This window comes from Corynebacterium jeddahense, assembly GCF_028609865.1.
GTDB classification, from domain to species: domain Bacteria; phylum Actinomycetota; class Actinomycetes; order Mycobacteriales; family Mycobacteriaceae; genus Corynebacterium; species Corynebacterium jeddahense.
The window spans coordinates 2,095,654-2,117,067 of the sequence record NZ_CP063194.1 but is presented as its reverse complement, the minus strand read 5'-3'; the positions used below and the strand labels follow the sequence as shown (position 1 = coordinate 2,117,067).

Sequence of the window (21,414 nt, the reverse complement as noted above, 5' to 3'; positions counted from 1 at the left end):
GGCCCTCGAACACGAAAAAACCGCTGGCCAAGGCCAGCGGCTGCGCGGGGCGGTTCGTGCTCCGGAAGCTTAGTGCTCCGGGCCGCCCTCGCTCGGGTCGCGGTCGAACTGGCCGGACGCCAGGGTTGGCGCGCCCACGGTCGCCTGGACCTCGATTGAGCCCGAGTCGAAGTTGAACTTCACCGGGAGGGTGCCGCCGTACGCGAAGCTGTCGTTGTTCAGCGAGGTGGCGGTGTAGTTGATGCAGTTGTCCGAGTCCTGCGGCATGCGCTTGATGCCGTTCGCCGAGTCGGCCACGAGCACGCAGTTGTAGCCGATCTTCGCCTCATTCGCGATGGTGACCGGCTTGCCGTCGACGGTGACGGACTTCAGCTCGTGCTCCTTCATGGAGGTGTCTTGGTTGGTGGCGGAAAACTTCACCGCAGCGGAGCCGTCCTCGTCGAGGACGACCGTGACGTCCCGGACAGCGAGCCCGCCGTCCTCGGTGGCGCCGCTCGCGCCGTCGACGGCCGCGACCTGGCTGGAGGTCTGGGTGATCTGGCCGGCGGAGCAGCCGGCGAGGGCCAGGGTGGCACCGGCGACGGCGACGACAGCGGCGCGGTTCAGGGACTTCACGGGAGTGTCCTCCATCATTTCAACTCATTCGAGGGATTTCTCCGCCTAACCATAGCGCTAGCACAGCTACTTTTCCCACTTTCTCCCCCTATTCGGAGAGAAAGCCTTGGGTCGTCGATACGCAAATGCCCGGTGGTAGGGTGATGTGGTTCGAACGACGCCGAGTGTGAAGGAGCCGCAATGGAATTCAAGGTCGGAGAAGTGGTCGTGTACCCGCACCACGGCGCGGCCCGCATCGCCGACATTGAGCAGCGCGAGATGCGCGGCGAGACGCTCGATTACCTGGTGCTGCAGATCCTCCACTCCGACCTCGAGGTTCGCGTGCCGGTGAAGAACTCCGAGCTCGTCGGCGTGCGCGACGTGGTCAACGAGGAGGGGCTGCAGAAAGTCTTCTCCGTGCTGCGCGAGACCGACGTCGAGGAGGCCGGCAACTGGTCGCGGCGCTACAAGGCGAACCAGGAGCGGCTCGCGTCCGGTGACATCAACAAGGTGGCCGAGGTTGTGCGCGACCTGTGGCGCCGCGACCAGGGCAAGGGCCTGTCCGCCGGCGAGAAGCGCATGCTGGGCAAGGCCCGCCAGATCCTCGTCGGCGAGCTCGCGCTGGCCGAGCCGGTCGACGAGAAGAAGGTCGAGGAGATGGAGGCCGAGATCCAGCGCATCATCGACGAGCAGGTCAAGGCGGGTATCTCCGAGGAGCCGGGCCAGATCGACGACGATGACGACGTGGATCTCGACGAGCTGTCCTTCGACGACGAGGGCGACGACGAAGGCGACAACGAGGACTAATTGGGCCGCGAAGTAGTCGCGGTCGTCGCGGCCGCGGGGCAGGGCACGCGCCTCGGTGCCGACGTGCCGAAGGCCTACGTCGAGCTGCGGAGGCGCACGCTGGTGGAGCGCTCCGTCGCGGCGATGGAGGCGGCCGGGATCGGGCGCGTCGTCGTCGTGGTCAGCCCGCCCATGGAACCCGAGGCGCGGCGCATCCTCGCCGGCCACGACGTGCAGTTCGTCCACGGGGGCGCGGAGCGCGCCGACTCCATCCTCGCCGCGCTCGAGGCGATTTCGCTTGACGACGGCTGCGTGCTCGTCCACGACGCCGCCCGAGCGCTCACCCCGCCCGCGATGATCGAGCGGGTGGTGGGCGCGGTCCTGGGCGGGGCGGAGGCCGTCGTGCCGGTCGTGCCGGTGGCGGACACCGTGAAGCGCGTCTCGGGGAGCGACATCGAGGAGACCCTCGACCGCTCGGTGCTGCGCGCGGCCCAGACGCCGCAGGGCTTCGACCTGCGCCTGCTGCGCGAGGCGAACGAGAGCTACTTCTCCACCGCCCCGGACTTCGTGGCCACCGACGACGCCTCGCTCATGGAGTGGTTTGGCGTGCCGGTGGTGGCGGTCGAGGGAGACCCGCTGGCCTTCAAGATCACGACGCCGCTGGATCTGCGCCTCGCCGAGGCCGTGGTGGACGGGGTGGCCGTGGTGGACGGGGTCGACGGGGTGGACGGGGTCGACGGGGGTGCGGGGCGCTAGGCGTTCCCGTACCGTCGGGGGCATGACGAACCTGCGCGTAGGCACCGCGTTCGACGCCCACCAGATCCAAGCCGGCAAGGACTGCTGGATCGCCGGCATCCTCCACGAGGGTCAAGACGGCTGCGAGGGCCACTCCGACGGCGACGTGGTCAGCCACGCCATCGTCGACGCGGTGCTTTCCGCCGCGGGGCTCGGCGACCTCGGCTCGTTCGTCGGCGTCGACCGGCCCGAGTATGACGGCGTGCGCGGCGTTGAGCTCCTGGGCGAGCTGCGGGAGCTTCTCGACGCCCACGGGCACGCCGTCGTCAATGTCTCGGCCCAGCTCATCGGCCAGACGCCGAAGATGGGCCCGGTGCGCGAGGAGGCGGAGCGGGTGCTCTCCGAGGCGCTCGGCGCCCCGGTGTCGGTCTCGGCGACGACGACGGACCACATGGGGTTCACAGGCAGCGGGGAGGGCCGCGCGGCGGTGGCGACCGCGCTGGTGGAGCTCAAGAAGGTCTAGCGCGGGCGTTCCGCCTGGTGAGACGGCATCCTGGAGATTTGTACGCGCGTCCAGGCGTTTCTTACGTTATTGTGATCATATGCACACCAGGACAAAAGCGATTTTCGCCGCGGTGACGGCGGTGGCGGTGGCCCACGCGCCCGTCGCCGCCGCCGTCCCCGCCATGCCCCAGGGATACCCGATTGAGCGCCTGGACACGGCGTGCGAGGTGGAGGCGAACCCCGACTGGCACTACGGGGAAATTGCCCGCCGCTACCTCCCTGACGGCTCCCTCCAGTTCACCAACCGCACGAACCAGACGGTGCCGTACACGGCGACGGTGGAAACGGGCACCAACCGCAAGATCGAGGCGAACTCGAAGGCCGCGCTGCCGAGCGGGTGGGACACCACCGCGAAGGCGGAGATCGGCCTGAAGGAGTCAAACGGGTGGATCGAGGGCGAGACCTTCGGCCCGATCAAGCTCGGCCCTGGCGAGTCCTTCCGCGTGGACTACGGCGTGGTGGAGAAGGACTTCATCGCCATGTTCCTCAACTGCGACAACGGGGTGCTGCGCAACGCGCCCGGCTCGAGCATCATCCGCGGCACGGGCCCGGCGGAGCGCTACGCGTTCGCCTACATCATCAAGGCCGACGGCACCGTGTCCGACCTCGCGCTTGAGATCCCGACGCGGGGTCAGGGCGCGAACTCGAAGCCGAGCGACGACCAGACCTACACGGCGACGTCGGGCCCGAGCCTGGAGAAGGTCGCGAGCGAGCGCGACGTCGCGGTCAAGCCCGACGCGAGCTACCAGCGCAGCCCCGAGTGGCCCGAGCTCAACCAGCCGGCGCGCCGCGGCGACAAGTCCTACTACCCGTACGACATCGAGGCGGTGGCGCCGACGTACCGCAAGCCGGGGTACTCCCAGGACTTCCTCAACTGGACGAAGGGCGACTACACGTTCACGCCGCTGACGGACTACATCGTCGGCGCCGAGAACAACCAGTACCTCAACTGGATGGGCAACGACGGCAGGCTGCCGGACGGCTGGCTCACCTCGGTCGGCGCCGTGAAGCGGGCGTACATGCCGGTGGGCACGAAGCTGAAACCCATCGACCTCAAGCCGGGAGAGCGCGTCCACGTTGAGTACGGCACCACGATGACGCGAATCAACTACCGCGAGATCTCCGCCGGGCGCGACGGTAAGTACTCGCGCGTGACCGCGCAGCCGCAGTCCAGCGCCCCGAGCGGGTTCTGGGCAGAGGCCGTGATCACTGGCAAGGACGGGGCGAAGCGCACCGTCGACGTCACGCCGGACCGCTACCGCACTCTGCCGGTTCCCACCCAGACCTACCTGTAACCCCAACACTGCAAAGGACTCACCCATGAAGCGCACCATCGCTGCCCTCACCGCCGCTGCCACCCTCGCTCTCGCCCCCGCCGCGAACGCCCTGCCGCAGCGCACGTACACCGCCACCAACCCGACGACCATCGGCGCGAGCTGCGCCAACCCGGGCGACCGCGGCCAGACCGTGGACATCGTCCGCAGCTACTTCGACGGCTCTGCCGGGACCTGGACCGTCTCCAACTACAACGACGAGCCGCTCCCGCTCACCCGCACCATCAAGGAAACCAAGACCAAGACGTGGAACGTCACCGCGGGCCTGAGCTTCGACGTGGCAAAGCTCGTCCAGTTCACGTTCTCCACCAGCTACACCAACGAGCAGTCCTACGAGGTGGGCGAGCAGATCGGGCCGTACAATGTCGCGCCGGGCAAGACCGCCGTGATGCAGGCCGGCTGGATCGTCTCCGACTTCGAGGGCCAAGAGACCGTCTGCGGCGCCGACCACACCTGGCAGGGCGCGGGCAACACCTTCACTGCCACGATGCCCAAGGAGCGCCACGTGCGCGTGAGCACCCGCGACAACATCGACTGGGGCGCGTAGATGAAGAAAGTCACCGCCGCGCTCGTCGCCGCGGCTGTCGCCCTCGCCCCGACGGCGCGCGCGGACAGCTACGACTTCGAGCTCCCGCAGCGCTGGAGCGACGACCTCGCGCCGGGTAGCCACTGCGCCACGCCGGGCCGGAAGGACACCTACGTCGAGGCCACCCGCCGCTGGTTCAAGCAGACCGACGCCACGAGCGTCGCCAACGACACCGAGGAAGCGGTGCCGGTTACGCACACGGTGAAGGAGAAGCGGGTGCAGACGCTCGAGGTCTCCGGGACGGTCACGCCGAAGGGAGACCTAGTGAAGAACGTCTCGCGCGCCTACGGGTGGAAATACGTCCACCAGGTGAGCTGGGCTGTGAACCAGAAAGTCGGGCCGTACACCCTCGAGCCGGGCACGTGGGGGCGGCTGGTCTGGGGCTTCACCATGCTCGATGGCGACGCGCAGGACGTGAAGTGCAGCCCGCAACAGACCTGGGAGGCGGTGGGCAAGCCCTACACGTTCACCGTCCCCGAGGCCCGCTACTCGGAGCTGAGGGTAGAGAACCCGCAGCTGTAGACTGCGGTGTTGTGAACCAACGCATCTACGACACTAAGACCCGCACGCTGCGCGACTTCGAGCCGGTCACCCCCGGCCACGTCTCGATCTACCTGTGCGGGGCGACCCCGCAGGCGAAGCCGCACATCGGCCACCTGCGCTCCGGTGTCGCGTTCGACATCGTGCGCCGCTGGTTCGCGGCCAACGGCAATGACGTCGCCTTCGTGCGCAACGTCACGGACATCGACGACAAGATCCTCACCAAGGCGAAGGAGCACGGCCGCCCCTGGTGGGAGTGGGTGTCCACGTACGAGCGCGAGTTCACCCGCGCCTACGACACGCTCGGCGTGCTCCCCCCGTCGGTCGAGCCGCGCGCGACCGGCCACGTCACCCAGATGGTCGACTATATGCAGCGGCTCATCGACGCCGGCTTCGCCTACCCCCGCGAAGGCTCCGTCTACTTCGACGTCAAGGCTTGGGTGCGCGCGGGCGGGGACTACGGGTCGCTCTCCGGCAACCGCCTCGAGGACATGGCGGGCGAGGATCCCGACTTCGCGCTGTGGAAGGCCGCGAAGCCGGGCGAGCCGAGCTGGCCCACCCCGTGGGGGCCGGGCCGCCCGGGGTGGCACCTCGAGTGCTCGGCGATGTCCACGTGGTACCTGGGCGACACGTTCGACATCCACGGCGGCGGGCTTGACCTGCAGTTCCCGCACCACGAGAACGAACAGGCGCAGTCCCACGCGGCCGGCGACGGGTTTGCCCGGTACTGGATGCACAACCACTGGGTGACCATGGCGGGCGAGAAGATGTCGAAGTCGCTCGGCAACGTGCTCTCCATCGACAACATGCTCGAGCAGGTCCGCCCGGTGGAGCTGCGCTACTACCTCGGCAGTGCGCACTATCGCAGCGTGCTCGAGTACTCGCCGGAGGCGCTGCAGGAGGCGGCGGCCGGCTACCGGCGCATCGAGGAGTTTGTCAAACGCGCCGGGATGCCCGAGCCTACGACGTGGACGGAGGGCTTCGAGCAGGCGCTTGACGACGACTTCGCCGTGCCCAAGGCGCTGGCCGAGATCCACACCCTGGTTCGCGAGGGCAACAAGGCCGCGGACCCGAAGCCGTTCGCGGCCCAGGTGCGCGCGATGGCGGCCGTGCTCGGGATTGATCCGGGGGCGTGGGGGACCGAACGGGCGCAGTCAAGCAATCATGCCCTCGACGTCCTCGTGGCCGCCGAGCTCGAGCGGCGCGCGACCGCGCGCGCGGAGAAGGACTGGGCGACCGCCGACGAGGTGCGCGACAGGCTCGCCGCAGCCGGCATCGAGGTGACGGATACGGCCGACGGGCCGCAGTGGCAGGTGAAGGAGTAGATCATGGCGAAACCGTACGAGCGGCCCGACAAGCAGAAGAAGAACAAGAAGGGCCCGACGAAGGGCTCCGGCGGCCAGCGCCGTCGCGGCCTGCGCGGCAAGGGTGCGACCCCGAAGGCGGAGGACCGCGTCTACCACGCGGCGCACAAGCGCAAGCTGGAGCAGCAGCGTCGGGCGCAGGGCCGCCACGACCGAGAGGTCGCCGACATGGTGGTGGGCCGCAACCCCGTCATCGAGTGCCTCAAGGCGAAGGTTCCGGCGGAGGCGCTCTACGTTGCGCAGGGCACGGGCCACGACGAGCGGCTCAGCGAGGCGGTCGGTCTGGCCAACTCGAAGAACATCCCGGTGCACGAGGTGCCGCGCCCGCAGCTCGATGCCATGACGGGCAACGGCATGCACCAGGGCATCGGGCTGAAGATCCAGCCGTACCAGTACGCGGACTTCGACGAGCTGCTCGAGTCCGTCGACGGGCCCGGCATGTTCGTCGTGCTGGACAACATCACGGACCCGCGCAACCTCGGCGCCGTCATTCGCTCGACCGCGGCGTTCGGCGGCAACGGCGTGATCATCCCGGAGCGCCGCTCCGCGCAGGTCACGGGCGTGGCGTGGCGCACCTCGGCGGGCACGGCGGCGCGGCTGCCGGTGGCGCGGGTGACCAACGTGACGCGCACCGTGAAGCAGTTCCAGGACAACGGCTACACCGTCGTCGGACTCGACGCGGGCGGGGAGCACACCCTGGACACGTTCGACCAGGCGACGGGCCCGGTGGTCATCGTCGTCGGCAGCGAGGGCAAGGGCATCTCCCGGCTGGTACGCGAGAACTGCGACGTCATCATGTCGGTGCCGATGGAGGACTGGGTGGAGTCCCTCAACGCCTCCGTGGCGGCGGGCGTGGTCTTAAGCGAGTTCGCTAGGCAAAGAAGAATTCGCTGAGGAGCTCCCCGCCCGTCGGGGCCTGCGGGTTGGGGCCGAGTCGCGCGTCGAGCTCCTTGCGCACCGGCACAAGGTGCCCGGCGCCCTCGAGGGTGACCAGGCGGACGGAGTGCTCGCCGGCCCAGTCGTCGACGCGGACGCCGCCTCGCTGCTGCGTCTCGCGGCCCGCGCACCCGTTCAACCCGGCGAAGAACGCGGCGGAGTCCACGGCGCTGCGAGTTTCTCCCCGGTTGGCGCCCCCGATGCCGGCCTCGCCGCCCTCGTAGGGCACGAGCGGGTCAGCGGTGCCCTGCACGGAGAGGAGCTTCGTCGGGCGGTAGTTGCCAGTCGGAACCATGGTGTTGTCCGGCGTGGGCATCGACGCGCCGAACGTGGCGGCGCCGGCAAGCAGGCCCGGGGCGTCGAACAGCAGGCGCAGCACCATCTGCCCGCCGTTGGAGAAACCGCAGCCGATGGTGGGCATGGCGTAGCGCTCGACGATTGCGGTGAGGAACCCGACGTCGTCCACCTTGAGGCGGCGCGCGTCCTCGTTGAAGCCGGTGCGCAGGTCGTTGAAGTGGTGCTTCACGCCGTCCGGGTAGACGACGGTGGGCCCGAGGCCCTCAAAGGTGCGGTCGGTGAAGTTGCGCATGACGCTGCCGGACTGCAGCGAGCCGTGGAGGACGAGCAGGAGGGTGCCGGAATCCCCCGGGACCTCAATCCAGCGGCGCTCCCGCCCCTGGTGGACTAGCGTGTGGCGCTCCATGCCTGCCTTTCGTCTGCGAGTTGGGTGAGGAAGTCCGCCATCGCGTCGACATCCGCGAGGCGCAGCGCGGCGGCGGACGGCTTGTCGCCCACCTTGATGCCCAGGTCGCCCGGGCCGAGGACGGCGAGCGCGGTCTCGTCCGTGTCGTCGTCGCCCGCGAAGACGGTGGCGTCGAAGGCGCGTTTGTGCTCGGCCAGCCACGTCCCCTTCGTGATGTCCACGGCGGAGAACTCGAGGACGTTCTTGCCCTCGGTGACCGTGCGCGCGTCGAGGCGCCGCGCCCCGTCGAGGATCGCCCGCGCCTGCTCCGCGTCCTCGACCGGTGCGACGTGGAGCACCCGCTGGTAGGGCTTAACCTCCACGTAGGCGGGCGGCGCCGCGATGGCGTGCAGCTCGCGCTCGATCCTCTCGAGGTAGCGCTGATCCGCGGGGGAGAGCTCCGGACCCGGCTCCGCCCCGTGCGAGCCGACGAGGGTGGCGGGCAGGTCCGGGGGCAGGACGCGCCGAATGCCGGCGAGGTGGCGCCCGGTGAGCACGGCCACCTCCGTGCCCGGCAGCGCGGCGAGGCGGCGGATGGCGTCCTCCGCGCCCGGGTGCAGGCGCACGGCGTACGGGTCCGGGTCGAGCTCGGCGAGGGTGCCGTCGAAGTCGAGGCAGACGAGGAGCGTGGCGGCGCGGGCGATCATTCCTGCATCAGCCTCACGGTCTCGCCGAGATCCCCGACAAGCACGATCTCGAAATCGGAGGGGTGCCGCATGCGAAACGTCGCCCCGTCGACGATGAGCGGCGCGAGCTGGTCGTGGGTGTGGCGCGCCCAGCCGGTGCAGTCGCCCGGGTCGCCGAGTGCGACGTCGCGCAGCGTGATCGTGTCACCCCCGTCGGAACCGCCGTCGGAACCGCCGTCGAACTCGCCCGCGACGTCGGCGCAGCCGGTGGTGCCGGAGAACCTGTGGTCGTCGATACGCAGGCGCGACAGGCCCGTCTCCGTGGCGGGGTCTGCGGAGGTGCGCACCGAGACCACCTGCCACACTGGCGCGGGCGAGCAGGCGGCGAGGGCGAGGGCGGGCAGGATGATGAGGACGCGCTTCACAGCGCCTCCAGGAACGCGCGCGCCCAGGCGGCGACGTCGTGCTCGACCACCCAGTCGTGCATCTGGCGCATGCGCGCCGGGTCGGGCTCGGTGGCAGCCATGATGGCGTCCTTGACGGATTCGAGGTCGAACGGGTTGCACAGGTACGCCTGGTGGAGCTCGACGGCGGCGCCGGCGAACTCGGAGAGCACGAGCGCCCCGTCCCCGCCCGGGTGGGCGGCGACGTACTCCTTGGCCACGAGGTTCATCCCGTCCTTGAACGGGGTGACCAGCATGATATCGGCGGCGGCGTAGTACGTGCCCAGCTGCTCCCTCGGGATGCTGCGGTGGACGTAGTGCACCACCGGCCGGCCCACGTCGCCGAAGCGGCCGTTGATCCGCCCGATCGCCTCCTCGACCTCGCGGCGCGTGGTGCGGTAGTGCTCGATGCGCTCGCGCGACGGGGTGGCCAGCTGGATGAACGCGATGTCGTCGAGCTTGCCCTCCTCGAGCAGCGACTCGATCGCGAGCAGCCGCTGGAGGATCCCCTTCGTGTAGTCGAGCCGGTCCACGCCCAGCAGGAGGTGTTCCGGGTCGCCGACGCGTTCGCGCAGGTTGCGTATCGACGCCTCCGGCGCCGCCTCGATCTCCCCAAGATCAATCGAAATGGGGAAGGTGCCCGTGCGGATCTCCGTGGTGAGCAGCCGGAAGTTGTCCTCGTCCGCGTGGCGCTGGAACCCGATGAGGTCGCAGCCCTTCAGCCCCTCGAGCACCTCGTTGCGCCACGGCAGCTGCTGGAACAGCGCGGGCGCGGGGAAGGGGATGTGGAGGAAGAACCCGATGGTGAGGTCGGGCCGCAGCGCCTTGAGCATCCCCGGCACGAGCTGGAGCTGGTAATCCTGCACCCAGACGGTCGCGCCGTGGGCGGCGGCGCCGGCCGCGGCCCGGGCGAACTTCTCGTTCACCGCGACGTAGCGCTCCCACCACTCCTGCTTGTACTCGGGGGTGACAATGAGGTCGTGGTAGAGCGGCCACAGCGTGGAGTTGGAAAAGCCCTCGTAGAAGCCCTCGAAGTCCTCTTGGTCCAGGGCAACGGGCACGAGCGAAATCCCGTTGAACATGAACGGCTCGAGCTCCACCCCGACGTCGCCGGGCCAGCCCACCCAGCACCCCTCCCGGGAGCGCAGTACCGGCGCGAGCGCGGCCACGAGGCCACCGGGTGAGACCTCATAGCGCCCGCCCACGCGGTCCACCGGCAGGCGGTTGGCCACGACGACGAACGCGTTGTCCCCCATCAGGCCTTCTTGGCGGTCTTCTTCGTGGACTTCTTGGTCGCTTTCTTCGTGGCCTTCTTGGCGGCCTTCTTCGTCGCCTTCTTCTTGGTCGCCTTCTTCTTCGTGGCCTTCTTGGTGGCCTTCTTCGGCGCTTCCTCTTCCTTCTCCAGGTCTTCGACGTAGCGCTTATAGACGAAGCCCTTCGGGGCAACCCCGAGCATGGACATCAGCGTCACGCCGTCGAGGAAGTCCTCGGCGTAGGTGGCCACGATCCGACGGGCGCCCGAGGCCGTCTGCTCCTCGACGGCGTGCGTCGCTTCGGCGTTGGGGCGCGAATCGGTGATCTTCGGTGGCACTACGGGTTCCTCCCTGGGGTGAAGCGTCCTGTTATTCCAAGGCCTCCGAGTTTACGCGATCGCGCTACCGGCGTCCGCGCACCCTCCGCAGCTGCTCGAAGGTGGAACGGCCCGCGCGCTTGAAGGCTTGGTAGGGGACGTAGAGCTGCGGGGCGCGGATGCGGCGGGCGATCCACTCGCCGAACACCACGCCGCCGGCCAGCGCCAGGCAGGTGCCGATGGCGGTGAAGAGGTTCATCATGCCGAGCAGGATCTGCTCGTTCATCAGCGCGTACATGCCGCGGTAGATCCACGAGCCCGGCAAGAACGGGGTCACGCCCGCGACCGCGGTGATCACCGGGTTGATGAGGAAGCGGCGGGCGATGAGGCCGCCGGCGAGGCCGACGGCGATGGCGCAGGCCGCCGTGGCCATGAGCCGGCCCGCGCCGAGCGGCGTGAGCACGATGTAATACATCGCCGAACCGATGGCGGCGGTGACGAACGAGAGGAAGATCGCCGGGCGCTCGGCGAAGCAGGTTACGGCGAACGACGCCGCCGCCATGCCGCCGCCGAGGACGGTGAGCAGGCTGCTCGAGTAGGCGGCGGCGCCGGGGAGCAGCTCGACCGGCGGCAGCGGCATGCCCACCACCTCGGAGGCGACGAGGCCGGTGGCGACTCCTGCGACGATGCCGCCGGTGTTGAGCATGGCCGAGAAGAAGCGGGCCGAGGCGTTGAGGGGGGACCCGGTCACGCCGTCGAGAAGCGACTGCACGAGCGTGAGGCCCGCGAGCAGCACGATGATGCCCGTCGCGATGAGCTGGCTGGGCACGATCGTGCGGCCGGCGGTGGCGGAGAAGTCGTAGAAGATCGCCGCCGGCACCGTGGCCAGGAATCCGCCGATGACGTTGTGGAAGAACGCGGGCAGGCCGCCGCGGGAGAGGAGCTTGTTGAAGCCCATGATGAGGAAGGCGGTGAGGCCGCCGATGACCATCATGAGCAGGTCGCCGCCGAGGAGCATGGCGACGAAGAAGCCCATGACCGTCCAGCCCAGCAGGTTGCGGGAGTTGCGGTGGGGGATGGGGGAGGTGTCGATGTCGTTGAGGATCTTCTCCGCGAGCTCCGGCGGGGTGGCGCCCGAGCGGATGGAGCGGATGAGGCGGTCGACCTCCTGCAGCTTGTGGTAGTTCTCGCTGATCATGGTGACCACGCGGAACACGTTCACCGGGGTGCGCTTTTCCACGCCGATGATGGTGTTGAGCGTGATGGTGTTCACCGTGATGGAGACGTGCACGTAGTGCAGGCCATAGGAGGAACACACGGTCTGGATCTGCTTGATCGCGTCGGAGCACGTCGTCGCGTTGGCGATGAGGATCTCACCGATGCGCGCCGCGATGTTCATCACCGCGGCGACCTCCGCCGGATCAGCCAGGTTTACCGGGGCGAGGACGGATGGCGGCGGCGAGGTGCGCGCCTCGTCGATCGTTGCCACGCGCTGCCGCGAGCCGGAGATCCTCTCCCACAGTGTGTTCCCGTTTGCCACACCGCTCACAGTAACGGTTAGGGAGTTGTCGCGCAGTCGCGGGCCGTGTGTAAGATTCTGCGCATTGCTGGAGTGGCGCAATTGGTAGCGCAACGGTCTTGTAAACCGTAGGTTGCGGGTTCAAGTCCCGTCTCCAGCTCCACTTTTTTGCTCGCACCGTTTTCGGGGCAACGCCGTCGGGGGAATACAGCGCACGTACAGCAAACGCTCAGTAAGGTGAGGTTAGATCGCTTGAGTAATGCTTGGGCGCGACTGATGCTCGGGCCAGAAAACCTGTTGAAACGGAGTGCAGACCATGACTGAGACCGCCCAGAACCTCAAGGTGCTCGTCGTCGACGACGAACCGAACATTGTGGAGCTGCTGACCGTCTCCCTGAAGTTCCAAGGCTTCGAGGTGGAAAGCGCCAACTCGGGTTCGGCCGCCCTCGAGCTTGCGCGGACGTGGAAGCCGGACGCCTACATCCTCGACGTGATGATGCCGGAGATGGACGGGTTCGAGCTGCTGAGCAAGCTGCGCGCGGAGGGCCTCGACGCGCCGGTGCTGTTCCTCACCGCGAAGGACGCGGTGGAGGACCGCATCCACGGCCTGACCATCGGCGCGGACGACTACGTGACCAAGCCGTTCTCCCTCGAGGAGGTGGTCACCCGCCTGCGCGTGATCCTGCGCCGCGGCAACGTTACGGACGAGGGCGAGGGCGATTCGACGCTGCGCTACGCCGACCTCACGCTCAACGACGACACGCACGAGGTGACCAAGGCCGGCGAGATCGTGGAACTCTCGCCCACCGAGTTCAACCTGCTGCGCTACCTCATGCTCAACGCGGAGGTGGTCGTGTCCAAGGCGAAGATCCTGGACAACGTCTGGCACTACGACTTCGGCGGCGACGGCAACGTCGTGGAGTCATACATCTCCTACCTGCGCCGCAAGGTGGACACCGGCGACGTGCAGCTCATCCACACCGTCCGCGGTGTCGGCTACGTGCTGCGCACCCCGCGCCAGTAGCCGCCCATGGGGTACTCCGTACTGACGGCGACGTCCAAGAAGCCGCTCAAGCGCCAGCTGGTCACGGCGGTGATGGCGGTCTCCGTCATCGGCACCGCCCTGAGCTCCCTGCTCACGTTCTACGTCATGCGCCACCTGCTCATTGGCCGCGCCGACGACCAGCTCGAGGAGGGGTTGAGCACGTGGGCCCTGCAGAGCGCGGGGTGGCAGTTCAACTTCGGCTCGCTGCCGAGCGAATTCAACCAGGCGACGCAGTACCCCGGCATGAGCGACCGGATCCCGCGCCGCGGCGAGTCGAGTCCGCCCGACTACGACCAGCTCACGGCCCTGGACACGCCGCAGACCGTGACCTCGCTGCCGGGTTCTGAGCAGCCGCAGAAGCGGTGGCGCGCCGTCGCGCACATGGAAACCAACGGCACCATCCAGTACGTGGCCAAGTCCCTCGAGCCGGAGTCGCGCATGCTACGCGCGCTCGCGTGGGTCGAGGGCAGCGTCGGTGTGCTCGCGCTGTGCGGCATCGGCGTGGGGTCGTACCTCCTCGTCGCCCGGGCGCTCGCGCCGCTGAAGACGGTGGAGGACACCGCGCTGGCTATCGCCAACGGCGACCACGACCGCCGCGTGCCCGCCTGGCCGAAGGACACGGAGGTGGGCAAGCTCTCCTACGCCATGAACACGATGGTGAGCAGGCTGCAGGAGTCCCTGGAGAACGCGCAGACGCAGGAGGAGCAGATGCGTCGGTTCGTCGGCGACGCCTCCCACGAGCTGCGCACCCCGCTGACGAGCATCCGCGGCTACGCGGAGCTCTACCGCATGGGCGGCGACCCAGAGATGGTGCTGTCAAAGATCGACGAGGAGTCCGCCCGCATGCAGCTGCTCGTCGAGGACCTGCTCGCCCTCACCCGCGCAGAGGGCGCGCGCCTGAACAAGAAACCTGTCGACGTGCTCGAGCTGGTCATGTCGGTGAAAGACACCGCGCGCGGCGCGTTCCCGGACCGGAAGCTCGAGGTCGTGGCGGACACGCCGGAGGTCGCCATGGTCAACGGCGACCCGGACCGGCTCTACCAGGTGCTGCTCAACCTGGTTACCAACGCGTTCAAGCACGGCGGGCCGGAGGCGGAGGTGACCGTCACGGTGCGCCACAACCTCGACCGCGTGGTCATCGACGTCGCCGACAACGGCCGCGGCATGGAGGCGAAGGACGCGGAGCACATCTTCGAGCGCTTCTACCGCGCCGACACCTCGCGCACCCGCTCCACGGGCGGCTCGGGGCTGGGACTGGCCATCACCAAGTCCCTCGTGGAGGCTCACGGCGGCACGATCAGGGTGGAAACCGCGCCGGGCCAGGGCTCGACGTTTACTATTTCGCTGCCGTCTGCTGCGTAAGCCCCTCGCGGATGGCTTCGGCGGCGGCGTCCATTTTCGCGTCGTCCGTTTCGTCGTGACGCATCGCGCTCGAAAGGTTGTAGCCCGACATGTCGTCGGCGGGGAAGACGTGGATGTGCGCGTGCGGCACCTCGAAGCCGGCGATGAGGTAGCCGGCGCGCTCGGCGTCGAACTTCTCCACGATCACCTTGCCGACGTTCTGCGCGACCTCGTTCATATGCGCCCAGAGGCCGGCCGGGATGTCGGTCCACTTGTCGATCTCCTCGACCGGGGCGATGAGCGTGTGGCCGTACGCCACCGGCTCGATGGTGAGGAACGCGGCGACCGTGTCGTCCTTGTACACGATGCGCCCCGGGATGTCGCCTGCGATGATCTTGCTGAATACGGTGCTCATGTGTTCTGACGGTACCGGTAAATTGGGGGACATGCGCATCCTTGTCATCGGCTCGGGCGGCCGCGAACACGCCCTGTTGCACGCAATGCACGGACACGAGCTCACGGTCGCGCCGGGCAACGCGGGCATGGCTCGCTTGGCGACGGTCCGTCCGGTGGACGTCGCCTCCCCGGAAGCCATCGTGGAGCTGGCCCGCGACGTCGCCGCGGAGCTCGTCGTTATCGGCCCCGAGGTACCGCTCGTGGCGGGCGCCGCGGACGCGCTCGCCGAGGCTGGGATTCCCGTGTTTGGCCCCACCAAGGCGGCCGCGCAGCTCGAGGGTTCCAAGGCGTTTGCGAAAGACGTCATGGCCGCCGCCGGCGTGCGCACCGCGGCGGCGACGCGCGTCGAGTCCGCCGACGACCTCGCGGCGGCGCTGGACGAGTACGGCCCGCGCTACGTGGTCAAGGACGACGGGCTCGCCGGCGGCAAGGGTGTCGTGGTCACCGAGGACCGCGCAGAGGCGCGCGCCCACGCCGAGGCCGTGCTGAACGCCGGCAACCCGGTGCTGTTCGAGAGCTTCCTCGAGGGCCCGGAGGTCTCCCTGTTCTGCCTGGTGGACGGGGAGACGGTCGTACCGCTCAAGCCCGCGCAGGACCACAAGCGCGCCTATGACAACGACGAGGGCCCGAACACCGGTGGCATGGGCGCCTACGCCCCGCTGCCGTGGCTGCCGGAGGACGGGGTGCAGACGATCGTGGACGAGATCGCCCACCCCGTCGCCGCCGAGATGGTGCGCCGCGGCACCCCGTACCAGGGGCTGCTCTACATCGGCGCCGCGTGGGGGCCGGAGGGCCCGGCGGTGGTGGAGTTCAACGCCCGCTTCGGGGACCCGGAGACCCAAGCGGTGCTCTCGCTGCTGGAAACCCCGCTCGCGGACGTGCTGCTCGCCGTCGCCGAGGGGCGTCTGGGCGAGGTTGGCCCGCTGGAGTGGAAGGACGGCTACGCCGCCCTCGTCGTGCTCGCCGCGGAGGGCTACCCGCAGGCGGCGAAGACCGGCGGCGTGATCACCGGCGACGCGCTCGACGACGCCTCGAAGGTGCTCCACGCGGGCACGGCACTCGAGGGCGGGCTCGAGGGCGGGAACTACCTCGCGTCCGGCGGCCGGGTGCTCGGCGCGGTCGGCCACGGCGCGACCCTCGAGGAGGCGGTAGCGGACGCGTACGAGGTCATCGGCGGCATCGAGCTGCCGGGCTCGTTCTACCGCAAGGACATCGCCCGCCCCGCGATCGAGGGGGCCATCTCCCTATGATGAAGCCCGTGAAACCGAACAACGCAAACGTCCTGAGCAACCGCTACGCCTCGCCGGAGATGGCGACGATCTGGGCGCCGGAGCACAAGATCGTGCTCGAGCGCCAGCTGTGGATCGCGGTGCTCAAGGCACAAAAGGAGCTCGGGGTCGAGGTGGCCGAGGGCGCCATCGAGGACTACGAGCGGGTCATTGACCACGTGGATGTGGCGTCGATAAGCGAGCGCGAAAAGGTGACCCGCCACGACGTGAAGGCGCGCATCGAGGAGTTCAACTCGCTCGCGGGGCACGAGGAGATCCACAAGGGAATGACCTCGCGCGACCTCACCGAGAACGTGGAGCAGCTGCAAATCCGGCAGTCGCTCGAGCTCACGCGCGACAAGGCGGTCGCGCTGCTCAAGGCCGTGGGCAACCGCGCAGGGGAGTACAAGAGCCTGGTCATGGCGGGGCGCTCCCACAACGTGGCGGCGCAGGCGACGACGCTGGGCAAGCGCTTCGCCTCCGCCGCGGACGAGATCCTCGTCGCGGTCGAGCGCATCGAGGAGCTCCTGGAGCGCTACCCGCTGCGCGGCATCAAGGGTCCGATGGGTACCGCGCAGGACATGCTCGACCTCATGGGTGGGGACGAGGCAAAGCTTGCGGAGCTGGAGCACGGCATCGCGGACGGCCTCGGGTTTGACCGGATCTTCGACTCCGTCGGGCAGGTCTACCCGCGCTCGCTCGACTTCGACGTCGTGTCCGCGCTCGTGCAGCTCGGCGCGGGCCCGTCGTCGCTGGCCACCACGATCCGGCTCATGGCCGGCAACGAGACGGTCACCGAGGGTTTCAAGGAGGGCCAGGTCGGCTCCTCCGCCATGCCGCACAAGATGAACGCGCGCTCCTGCGAGCGCGTCTGCGGCTTCCAGGTGATCCTGCGCGGCTACCTCACCATGGTCGCGGATCTCGCCGGCCAGCAGTGGAACGAGGGCGACGTGTTCTGCTCCGTCGTGCGCCGCGTGGCGCTGCCGGACGCGTTCTTCGCCATCGACGGCCAGCTGGAGACCATGCTCACCGTCCTCGACGAGTTCGGCGCGTTCCCCGCGATGATCAACCGCGAGCTCGACCGCTACCTGCCGTTTTTGGCCACCACGCGCATCCTCATGGCGTCGGTGCGCGCGGGCGTCGGGCGCGAAACGGCGCACGAGGTGATCAAGGAGAACGCCGTCGCGATGGCGCTCGACATGCGCGAGCACGGCGCGGAGCAGAACCTCGTCGAGCGCCTCGCCGCCGACGAGCGCCTCCCGCTCGATCAGGCCCAGCTCGAGGCGGCGCTCGCCGACCGCCACGCGTTCATCGGGGCGGCGGAGTCCCAGGTGGACCGGGTGCTCGCGCGGGTGCAGTCGCGTATCGACGCCCATCCGGAGGCCGCCGCCTACACCCCCGGCGACATCCTGTAGCGCCTGGTTCCGGCGCCTACTTCCAGGTGAGCGTGGTCTCCGGCGTGGACAGCTCGACGCCGGAGCCCACGATCCCGCGGTCGGCGGTGCCCGACCACGACGCGACGTAGCCCGTGTAGTGCTCCCCGGCCTTGAGGTCGGGCGTGTAGCCGGAGATGTCGGACTCGCCGCAGTAGGCCGGGTCGGCCTCGTTCGCGGCGAGGTCGCCGTCGATAGGCGAAAGCTTCGGCAGGGCGACGGTGACGTCGACGGGGAAGTCCCCGACCGCGACCGGGGTGAACGTGACGGGGAAGCAGACGATGTCCATTGCTTCCTTCGCGCTGCGGGGTGCGCGCTCGGAGTCGGGCGAGTCGACCGTAATTTCCCACTGGACGGGGACGTGGTAGCGGACGTCTTCCGTGACCACCTTCGCGGTCTGCCCGAAGCGGAAGGTCGCCCCGTCGCGCGAGGCGGTGAAGTCCGGCATCTCGCCGTCGAACGCCGAAGGCGCAGCGCACGCGACCAGCGCGAGGGGGAGCAGGACTGCGGTCGCGCGTTTTATCACGCCGAATATACTAACGCGCATGCGTCCAGAGCTTTCCGATTACGCACACATCTCCGGCGGCAAGGTCCGCGAAATCTACGAGGTGGATGACCAGACCCTGCTCATGGTGGCCACCGACCGCATTTCGGCGTTCGACTTCTCCCTCGAGCCAGCGATCCCGGACAAGGGCCGGATCCTCACCGCCACCTCGATGTTCTTCTTCGACCTGCTGTCGGACGTGCCGAACCACCTGGCCGGCCCCATCGACGACGAGCGCATCCCGGAGGACGTGCTCGGCCGCGCGATGGTGGTGAAGAAGCTGGACATGGTGCCGTTCGAGTGCGTCGCCCGCGGCTACCTCACCGGCTCCGGGAAGAAGGAGTACGACGCCACCGGCCGCATCTGCGGCGTGAAGCTGCCCGAGGGGCTGAAAGAAGCATCCAAGCTGGACGAGCCGATCTTCACCCCGGCGACGAAGGCGGAGCAGGGCGAGCACGATGTCAACGTGACGTTCGAGCACGTCGCCAGCAAGCTCGGCGCGGACCTCGCCGGCCGCCTGCGCGACGCGACGCTGGACATCTACACCCGCGCCGCCGAGTACGCGGAGTCGAAGGGCATCATCCTCGCGGACACGAAGTTCGAGTTCGGCCTCGACGGGGACGGCCAGCTCGTGCTCGCCGACGAGGTGCTCACCCCGGATTCCTCCCGCTACTGGCCGGCAGACGGCTACGAGGAGGGCAAGGACCAGCCCAGCTTTGACAAGCAGTACGTGCGCAACTGGCTCACCGGGCCGAAGTCCGGGTGGGACCGCTCGGACGGCAGCATGCCGCCGGAGCTGCCCGGATCCGTGGTGGAGGCGACCCGCGACCGCTACATCGAGGCGTACGAGCGTCTCAGCGGCCGCCGCTTCTCCGAGTGGCCGGGGCAGGCCGCGTGAGGGAACCACAGGCAGCGAAGCACCCCATCACCAGGACGTTCCACGGCCGCGAGTTCGTGGACGACTACGAGTGGCTGAGGGATAAGGACAACCCCGAGGTCATCGAGTACCTCGAGGCGGAAAACGCGTACACCGAGTCCCGGACCGCAGCCTGGTCCGGGCTCGTGGACGACGTCTACGGCGAGATCAAGTCCCGCATCAAGGAAACGGACATGTCCGTGCCGCAGCGCCAGGGTGACTGGTGGTACTACGGCCGCACCCTCGAGGGCAAGGACTACGGCATCTCGTGCCGCGTGCCGGTCGCGGGCGACCCGTGGACCCCGCCCGAAGTCGGCGAGGAGATGCCGGGTGAGCAGGTGCTTCTCGACGTCAACACGCTCGCCGCGGGCCACGAGTTCTTCTCCCTCGGCGCGTCCTCGGTGTCCACGTCGGGCCGGCTGCTCGCCTACTCCTACGACACCGCGGGCGACGAGCGCTTCACGCTGCGGATCAAGGACCTCGAGACCGGCGAGCTGCTCGAGGACCGGCTCGAGGGCGTGTTCTACGGCGCGACCTGGGCGGGGGAGGACTACCTGTTCTACGTGCGCGTCGACGACGCCTGGCGGCCGTACCAGGTGTGGCGCCACCAGGTGGGCACGGACGCCGCCGAGGACGTGCTGGTCTACGAGGAGGCGGACGAGAAGTTCGGCGTCGGCGTCGGCGCCGACCGCGCGGAGCGCTACCTGTGCATCGCCGCGTCCTCCTCGCTGACCTCGGAATACCGCGTGCTGCCGATGTCCGACCCGGCCGGGGAGTTCAAGGTGATGTGGCCGCGCGAGGAGGGCGTCGAGTACCACCCGGACCTCGCCGTCGTCGCGGGCCGCGAGCACTGGGTGGTCACCCACAACGCGCACGGGGCGAACTTCTGCGTGGCTACCGTGCCCGTCGGCGCGTACCCGCCGCTGCGCGAGCTCGACGTGCTGGTGGAGCACTCCGACAGCGTGCGCATCGAGGGCGTGGACACCTACCGCGACTTCATGTTCATGGGGTACCGCCGCGGCGGCATCCCGCGGCTCGCCGTCGCGATGCTTGGCGACGCCTTCGGGGACTTCACCGAGCTCGAGTTTTCCGAGGAGCTCTACACCGTGGGCCTGGGCGGAAACCCGGAGTGGGACGCGCCCGTCGTGCGCATCGGCTACTCCTCCTTCACCCAACCGTCGCAGGTGCTGGACTACACGGTGGCCTCCGGGGAGATGACGCTGCTCAAGGAGAAGGAGGTCGAGGGCGGCTACAACGCGGACGACTACGAGGCGTTCCGGGTGTGGGCGCGGGCCGAGGACGGCGCGGAGATTCCGGTGAGCGTGGTGCGCCGAAAGGGCGTCGATACGCCAGCGCCGACCCTGCTCTACGGCTACGGCTCGTACGAGTCTTCGACCGACCCGGGGTTCTCCGTGTCGCGGCTGTCGCTGCTGGACCGCGGCATGATTTGGGCCTGCGCCCACGTGCGCGGCGGCGGCGAGATGGGCCGCGCGTGGTACGACAACGGCAAGATGCTGCACAAGGCGAACACGTTCACCGACTTCATCGCCTGCGCCGACGCGCTCGTGGAGCAGGGATACACCACCTACGACCACATGGTGGCCGAGGGCGGGTCCGCGGGTGGGCTGCTCATGGGCGCGGTGGCGAACATGGCGCCGGAGAAGTTCGCCGGGATCCAGGCGATCGTGCCGTTCGTCGACCCACTGACCTCCATCTTGAAGCCGGAGCTCCCGCTCACCGTCGGCGAGTGGGAGGAGTGGGGCGACCCGTACCACGATCCCGAGGTGTACGACTACATGGCGGCGTATGCCCCGTACGAGAACGTCGTGGCGCAGGACTACCCGGACATCCTCGCCGTGACCAGCCTGAACGACACGCGCGTGCTGTTCGTGGAGCCGGCGAAGTGGGTGGCGAAGCTCCGCGAGGTGGCCACCGGCGGCGAGGTGCTGCTGAAAACGGAGATGTCCGCAGGGCACGGCGGCGTGTCCGGCCGCTACGCGAAGTGGAAGCAGACCGCGTTTGAGTACGCGTGGACGCTGGTGAAATCCGGGGCGGTGGAGGCGTAGCCGCTC

General features: G+C 68.8%; 23 protein-coding genes and 1 tRNA gene. 15 read left to right on the top strand and 9 right to left on the bottom strand.

Annotation, left to right across the window (positions count from 1 at the left end; all coding sequences use genetic code 11):
* Positions 1-69: 69 nt before the first annotated feature.
* Positions 70-630, bottom strand: a complete 561-nt coding sequence (locus tag CJEDD_RS10320; protein ID WP_042407792.1) for a hypothetical protein — start codon at positions 628-630, stop codon at positions 70-72.
* A 165-nt stretch (positions 631-795) separates the two neighbouring features.
* Here CJEDD_RS10320 and CJEDD_RS10315 point away from each other — a divergent pair, with 165 nt between their 5' ends.
* The 8 genes from CJEDD_RS10315 (at position 796) to rlmB (ending at position 7,397) form a co-directional block, all read left to right on the top strand.
* Positions 796-1,401, top strand: coding sequence for a CarD family transcriptional regulator (locus tag CJEDD_RS10315; protein ID WP_042407784.1), 606 nt, complete (start codon positions 796-798; stop codon positions 1,399-1,401).
* A complete protein-coding gene (ispD, locus tag CJEDD_RS10310) occupies positions 1,402-2,136 on the top strand; it encodes a 2-C-methyl-D-erythritol 4-phosphate cytidylyltransferase (RefSeq protein ID WP_420536339.1) in 735 nt (244 codons plus the stop codon).
* A 22-nt stretch (positions 2,137-2,158) separates the two neighbouring features.
* A complete protein-coding gene (gene ispF / locus CJEDD_RS10305; protein WP_042410444.1) occupies positions 2,159-2,638 on the top strand; it encodes a 2-C-methyl-D-erythritol 2,4-cyclodiphosphate synthase in 480 nt (159 codons plus the stop codon).
* Positions 2,639-2,717: 79 nt separating this feature from the next.
* Positions 2,718-3,974, top strand: coding sequence for a hypothetical protein (locus CJEDD_RS10300; RefSeq protein WP_042410441.1), 1,257 nt, complete (start codon positions 2,718-2,720; stop codon positions 3,972-3,974).
* A gap of 25 nt (positions 3,975-3,999) precedes the next feature.
* Entirely contained in the window at positions 4,000-4,560 is a 561-nt protein-coding gene (locus tag CJEDD_RS10295; RefSeq protein WP_273657510.1) for a hypothetical protein, read from the top strand.
* The gene (locus CJEDD_RS10290) at positions 4,561-5,121 is read left to right on the top strand and encodes a hypothetical protein (RefSeq protein WP_042407053.1); all 561 of its coding nucleotides are present in this window, start codon (positions 4,561-4,563) and stop codon (positions 5,119-5,121) included.
* A gap of 11 nt (positions 5,122-5,132) precedes the next feature.
* Positions 5,133-6,464 carry a cysteine--tRNA ligase gene (gene cysS, locus CJEDD_RS10285; protein WP_042407056.1) on the top strand — a complete coding sequence of 444 codons (1,332 nt, stop codon included), beginning with the start codon at positions 5,133-5,135 and terminating at the stop codon, positions 6,462-6,464.
* Between the two features lie 3 nt (positions 6,465-6,467).
* On the top strand, positions 6,468-7,397 hold the full coding sequence (gene rlmB, locus CJEDD_RS10280; protein ID WP_042407059.1) for a 23S rRNA (guanosine(2251)-2'-O)-methyltransferase RlmB: 930 nt from the start codon (positions 6,468-6,470) through the stop codon (positions 7,395-7,397).
* Here rlmB and CJEDD_RS10275 read toward each other — a convergent pair.
* From CJEDD_RS10275 to thrE, 6 genes are all read right to left on the bottom strand, one after another.
* On the bottom strand, positions 7,375-8,142 hold the full coding sequence (locus tag CJEDD_RS10275) for a CE1 family esterase (RefSeq protein ID WP_042407062.1): 768 nt from the start codon (positions 8,140-8,142) through the stop codon (positions 7,375-7,377). The genes rlmB and CJEDD_RS10275 overlap by 23 nt on opposite strands.
* On the bottom strand, positions 8,124-8,828 hold the full coding sequence (locus CJEDD_RS10270; protein ID WP_042407064.1) for a trehalose-phosphatase: 705 nt from the start codon (positions 8,826-8,828) through the stop codon (positions 8,124-8,126). The genes CJEDD_RS10275 and CJEDD_RS10270 overlap by 19 nt, the downstream gene beginning before the upstream one ends.
* Positions 8,825-9,232 (bottom strand): hypothetical protein, encoded by a 408-nt coding sequence (locus tag CJEDD_RS10265; RefSeq protein ID WP_052333777.1) that lies wholly within the window; start codon positions 9,230-9,232, stop codon positions 8,825-8,827. Before CJEDD_RS10265 ends, CJEDD_RS10270 begins: the two co-directional genes overlap by 4 nt.
* On the bottom strand, positions 9,229-10,506 hold the full coding sequence (locus CJEDD_RS10260; protein WP_042407067.1) for an alpha,alpha-trehalose-phosphate synthase (UDP-forming): 1,278 nt from the start codon (positions 10,504-10,506) through the stop codon (positions 9,229-9,231). The genes CJEDD_RS10265 and CJEDD_RS10260 overlap by 4 nt, the downstream gene beginning before the upstream one ends.
* Complete coding sequence (locus tag CJEDD_RS10255) at positions 10,506-10,841, bottom strand: hypothetical protein (protein WP_042407070.1); 336 nt, start codon at positions 10,839-10,841, stop codon at positions 10,506-10,508. Before CJEDD_RS10255 ends, CJEDD_RS10260 begins: the two co-directional genes overlap by 1 nt.
* Before the next feature lie 64 nt (positions 10,842-10,905).
* Positions 10,906-12,360 carry a threonine/serine exporter ThrE gene (gene thrE, locus CJEDD_RS10250; protein ID WP_232297707.1) on the bottom strand — a complete coding sequence of 485 codons (1,455 nt, stop codon included), beginning with the start codon at positions 12,358-12,360 and terminating at the stop codon, positions 10,906-10,908.
* 66 nt (positions 12,361-12,426) lie between these two features.
* Between thrE and CJEDD_RS10245 the strand changes: the two genes are divergently transcribed.
* The 3 genes from CJEDD_RS10245 to CJEDD_RS10235 all read left to right on the top strand — a co-directional run bounded on the left by CJEDD_RS10245 (position 12,427) and on the right by CJEDD_RS10235 (position 14,746).
* Positions 12,427-12,502, top strand: a tRNA-Thr gene (locus tag CJEDD_RS10245).
* Between the two features lie 153 nt (positions 12,503-12,655).
* Positions 12,656-13,363, top strand: coding sequence for a response regulator transcription factor (locus tag CJEDD_RS10240; RefSeq protein ID WP_042407074.1), 708 nt, complete (start codon positions 12,656-12,658; stop codon positions 13,361-13,363).
* Between the two features lie 6 nt (positions 13,364-13,369).
* Positions 13,370-14,746 (top strand): sensor histidine kinase, encoded by a 1,377-nt coding sequence (locus tag CJEDD_RS10235; RefSeq protein ID WP_042407076.1) that lies wholly within the window; start codon positions 13,370-13,372, stop codon positions 14,744-14,746.
* Here the strand turns inward: CJEDD_RS10235 and CJEDD_RS10230 are convergent.
* Entirely contained in the window at positions 14,721-15,140 is a 420-nt protein-coding gene (locus tag CJEDD_RS10230; protein WP_042407079.1) for an HIT family protein, read from the bottom strand. The genes CJEDD_RS10235 and CJEDD_RS10230 overlap by 26 nt on opposite strands.
* A 31-nt stretch (positions 15,141-15,171) precedes the next feature.
* Between CJEDD_RS10230 and purD the strand changes: the two genes are divergently transcribed.
* Both purD and purB read left to right on the top strand, forming a co-directional pair.
* On the top strand, positions 15,172-16,431 hold the full coding sequence (gene purD / locus CJEDD_RS10225) for a phosphoribosylamine--glycine ligase (protein WP_042407082.1): 1,260 nt from the start codon (positions 15,172-15,174) through the stop codon (positions 16,429-16,431).
* A gap of 59 nt (positions 16,432-16,490) precedes the next feature.
* Positions 16,491-17,864, top strand: coding sequence for an adenylosuccinate lyase (gene purB / locus CJEDD_RS10220; RefSeq protein WP_420536347.1), 1,374 nt, complete (start codon positions 16,491-16,493; stop codon positions 17,862-17,864).
* A gap of 16 nt (positions 17,865-17,880) precedes the next feature.
* Here the strand turns inward: purB and CJEDD_RS10215 are convergent, their stop codons facing one another.
* Complete coding sequence (locus tag CJEDD_RS10215; protein WP_042407083.1) at positions 17,881-18,408, bottom strand: hypothetical protein; 528 nt, start codon at positions 18,406-18,408, stop codon at positions 17,881-17,883.
* Between the two features lie 19 nt (positions 18,409-18,427).
* Between CJEDD_RS10215 and CJEDD_RS10210 the strand changes: the two genes are divergently transcribed.
* Positions 18,428-19,324, top strand: a complete 897-nt coding sequence (locus CJEDD_RS10210) for a phosphoribosylaminoimidazolesuccinocarboxamide synthase (RefSeq protein WP_042407085.1) — start codon at positions 18,428-18,430, stop codon at positions 19,322-19,324.
* Positions 19,321-21,408 (top strand): S9 family peptidase, encoded by a 2,088-nt coding sequence (locus CJEDD_RS10205; protein ID WP_273657509.1) that lies wholly within the window; start codon positions 19,321-19,323, stop codon positions 21,406-21,408. Before CJEDD_RS10210 ends, CJEDD_RS10205 begins: the two co-directional genes overlap by 4 nt.
* Positions 21,409-21,414: the final 6 nt, after the last annotated feature.

What these genes read in the sequence shown, in the direction of transcription:
- ispF (WP_042410444.1), top strand. Translation starts at nt 2,159, where the DNA reads ATGACGAACCTGCGCGTAGGCACCGCGTTCGACGCCCACCAGATCCAA.
- purD (WP_042407082.1), top strand. Translation starts at nt 15,172, where the DNA reads ATGCGCATCCTTGTCATCGGCTCGGGCGGCCGCGAACACGCCCTGTTG.
- CJEDD_RS10315 (WP_042407784.1), top strand. Translation starts at nt 796, where the DNA reads ATGGAATTCAAGGTCGGAGAAGTGGTCGTGTACCCGCACCACGGCGCG.
- purB (WP_420536347.1), top strand. Translation starts at nt 16,491, where the DNA reads ATGGCGACGATCTGGGCGCCGGAGCACAAGATCGTGCTCGAGCGCCAG.
- CJEDD_RS10230 (WP_042407079.1), bottom strand. Translation starts at nt 15,140, where the DNA reads ATGAGCACCGTATTCAGCAAGATCATCGCAGGCGACATCCCGGGGCGC.
- CJEDD_RS10270 (WP_042407064.1), bottom strand. Translation starts at nt 8,828, where the DNA reads ATGATCGCCCGCGCCGCCACGCTCCTCGTCTGCCTCGACTTCGACGGC.
- CJEDD_RS10260 (WP_042407067.1), bottom strand. Translation starts at nt 10,506, where the DNA reads ATGGGGGACAACGCGTTCGTCGTCGTGGCCAACCGCCTGCCGGTGGAC.
- CJEDD_RS10240 (WP_042407074.1), top strand. Translation starts at nt 12,656, where the DNA reads ATGACTGAGACCGCCCAGAACCTCAAGGTGCTCGTCGTCGACGACGAA.
- CJEDD_RS10210 (WP_042407085.1), top strand. Translation starts at nt 18,428, where the DNA reads ATGCGTCCAGAGCTTTCCGATTACGCACACATCTCCGGCGGCAAGGTC.
- rlmB (WP_042407059.1), top strand. Translation starts at nt 6,468, where the DNA reads ATGGCGAAACCGTACGAGCGGCCCGACAAGCAGAAGAAGAACAAGAAG.
- CJEDD_RS10235 (WP_042407076.1), top strand. Translation starts at nt 13,370, where the DNA reads ATGGGGTACTCCGTACTGACGGCGACGTCCAAGAAGCCGCTCAAGCGC.
- CJEDD_RS10290 (WP_042407053.1), top strand. Translation starts at nt 4,561, where the DNA reads ATGAAGAAAGTCACCGCCGCGCTCGTCGCCGCGGCTGTCGCCCTCGCC.
- CJEDD_RS10295 (WP_273657510.1), top strand. Translation starts at nt 4,000, where the DNA reads ATGAAGCGCACCATCGCTGCCCTCACCGCCGCTGCCACCCTCGCTCTC.
- CJEDD_RS10300 (WP_042410441.1), top strand. Translation starts at nt 2,718, where the DNA reads ATGCACACCAGGACAAAAGCGATTTTCGCCGCGGTGACGGCGGTGGCG.
- CJEDD_RS10320 (WP_042407792.1), bottom strand. Translation starts at nt 630, where the DNA reads ATGGAGGACACTCCCGTGAAGTCCCTGAACCGCGCCGCTGTCGTCGCC.
- CJEDD_RS10275 (WP_042407062.1), bottom strand. Translation starts at nt 8,142, where the DNA reads ATGGAGCGCCACACGCTAGTCCACCAGGGGCGGGAGCGCCGCTGGATT.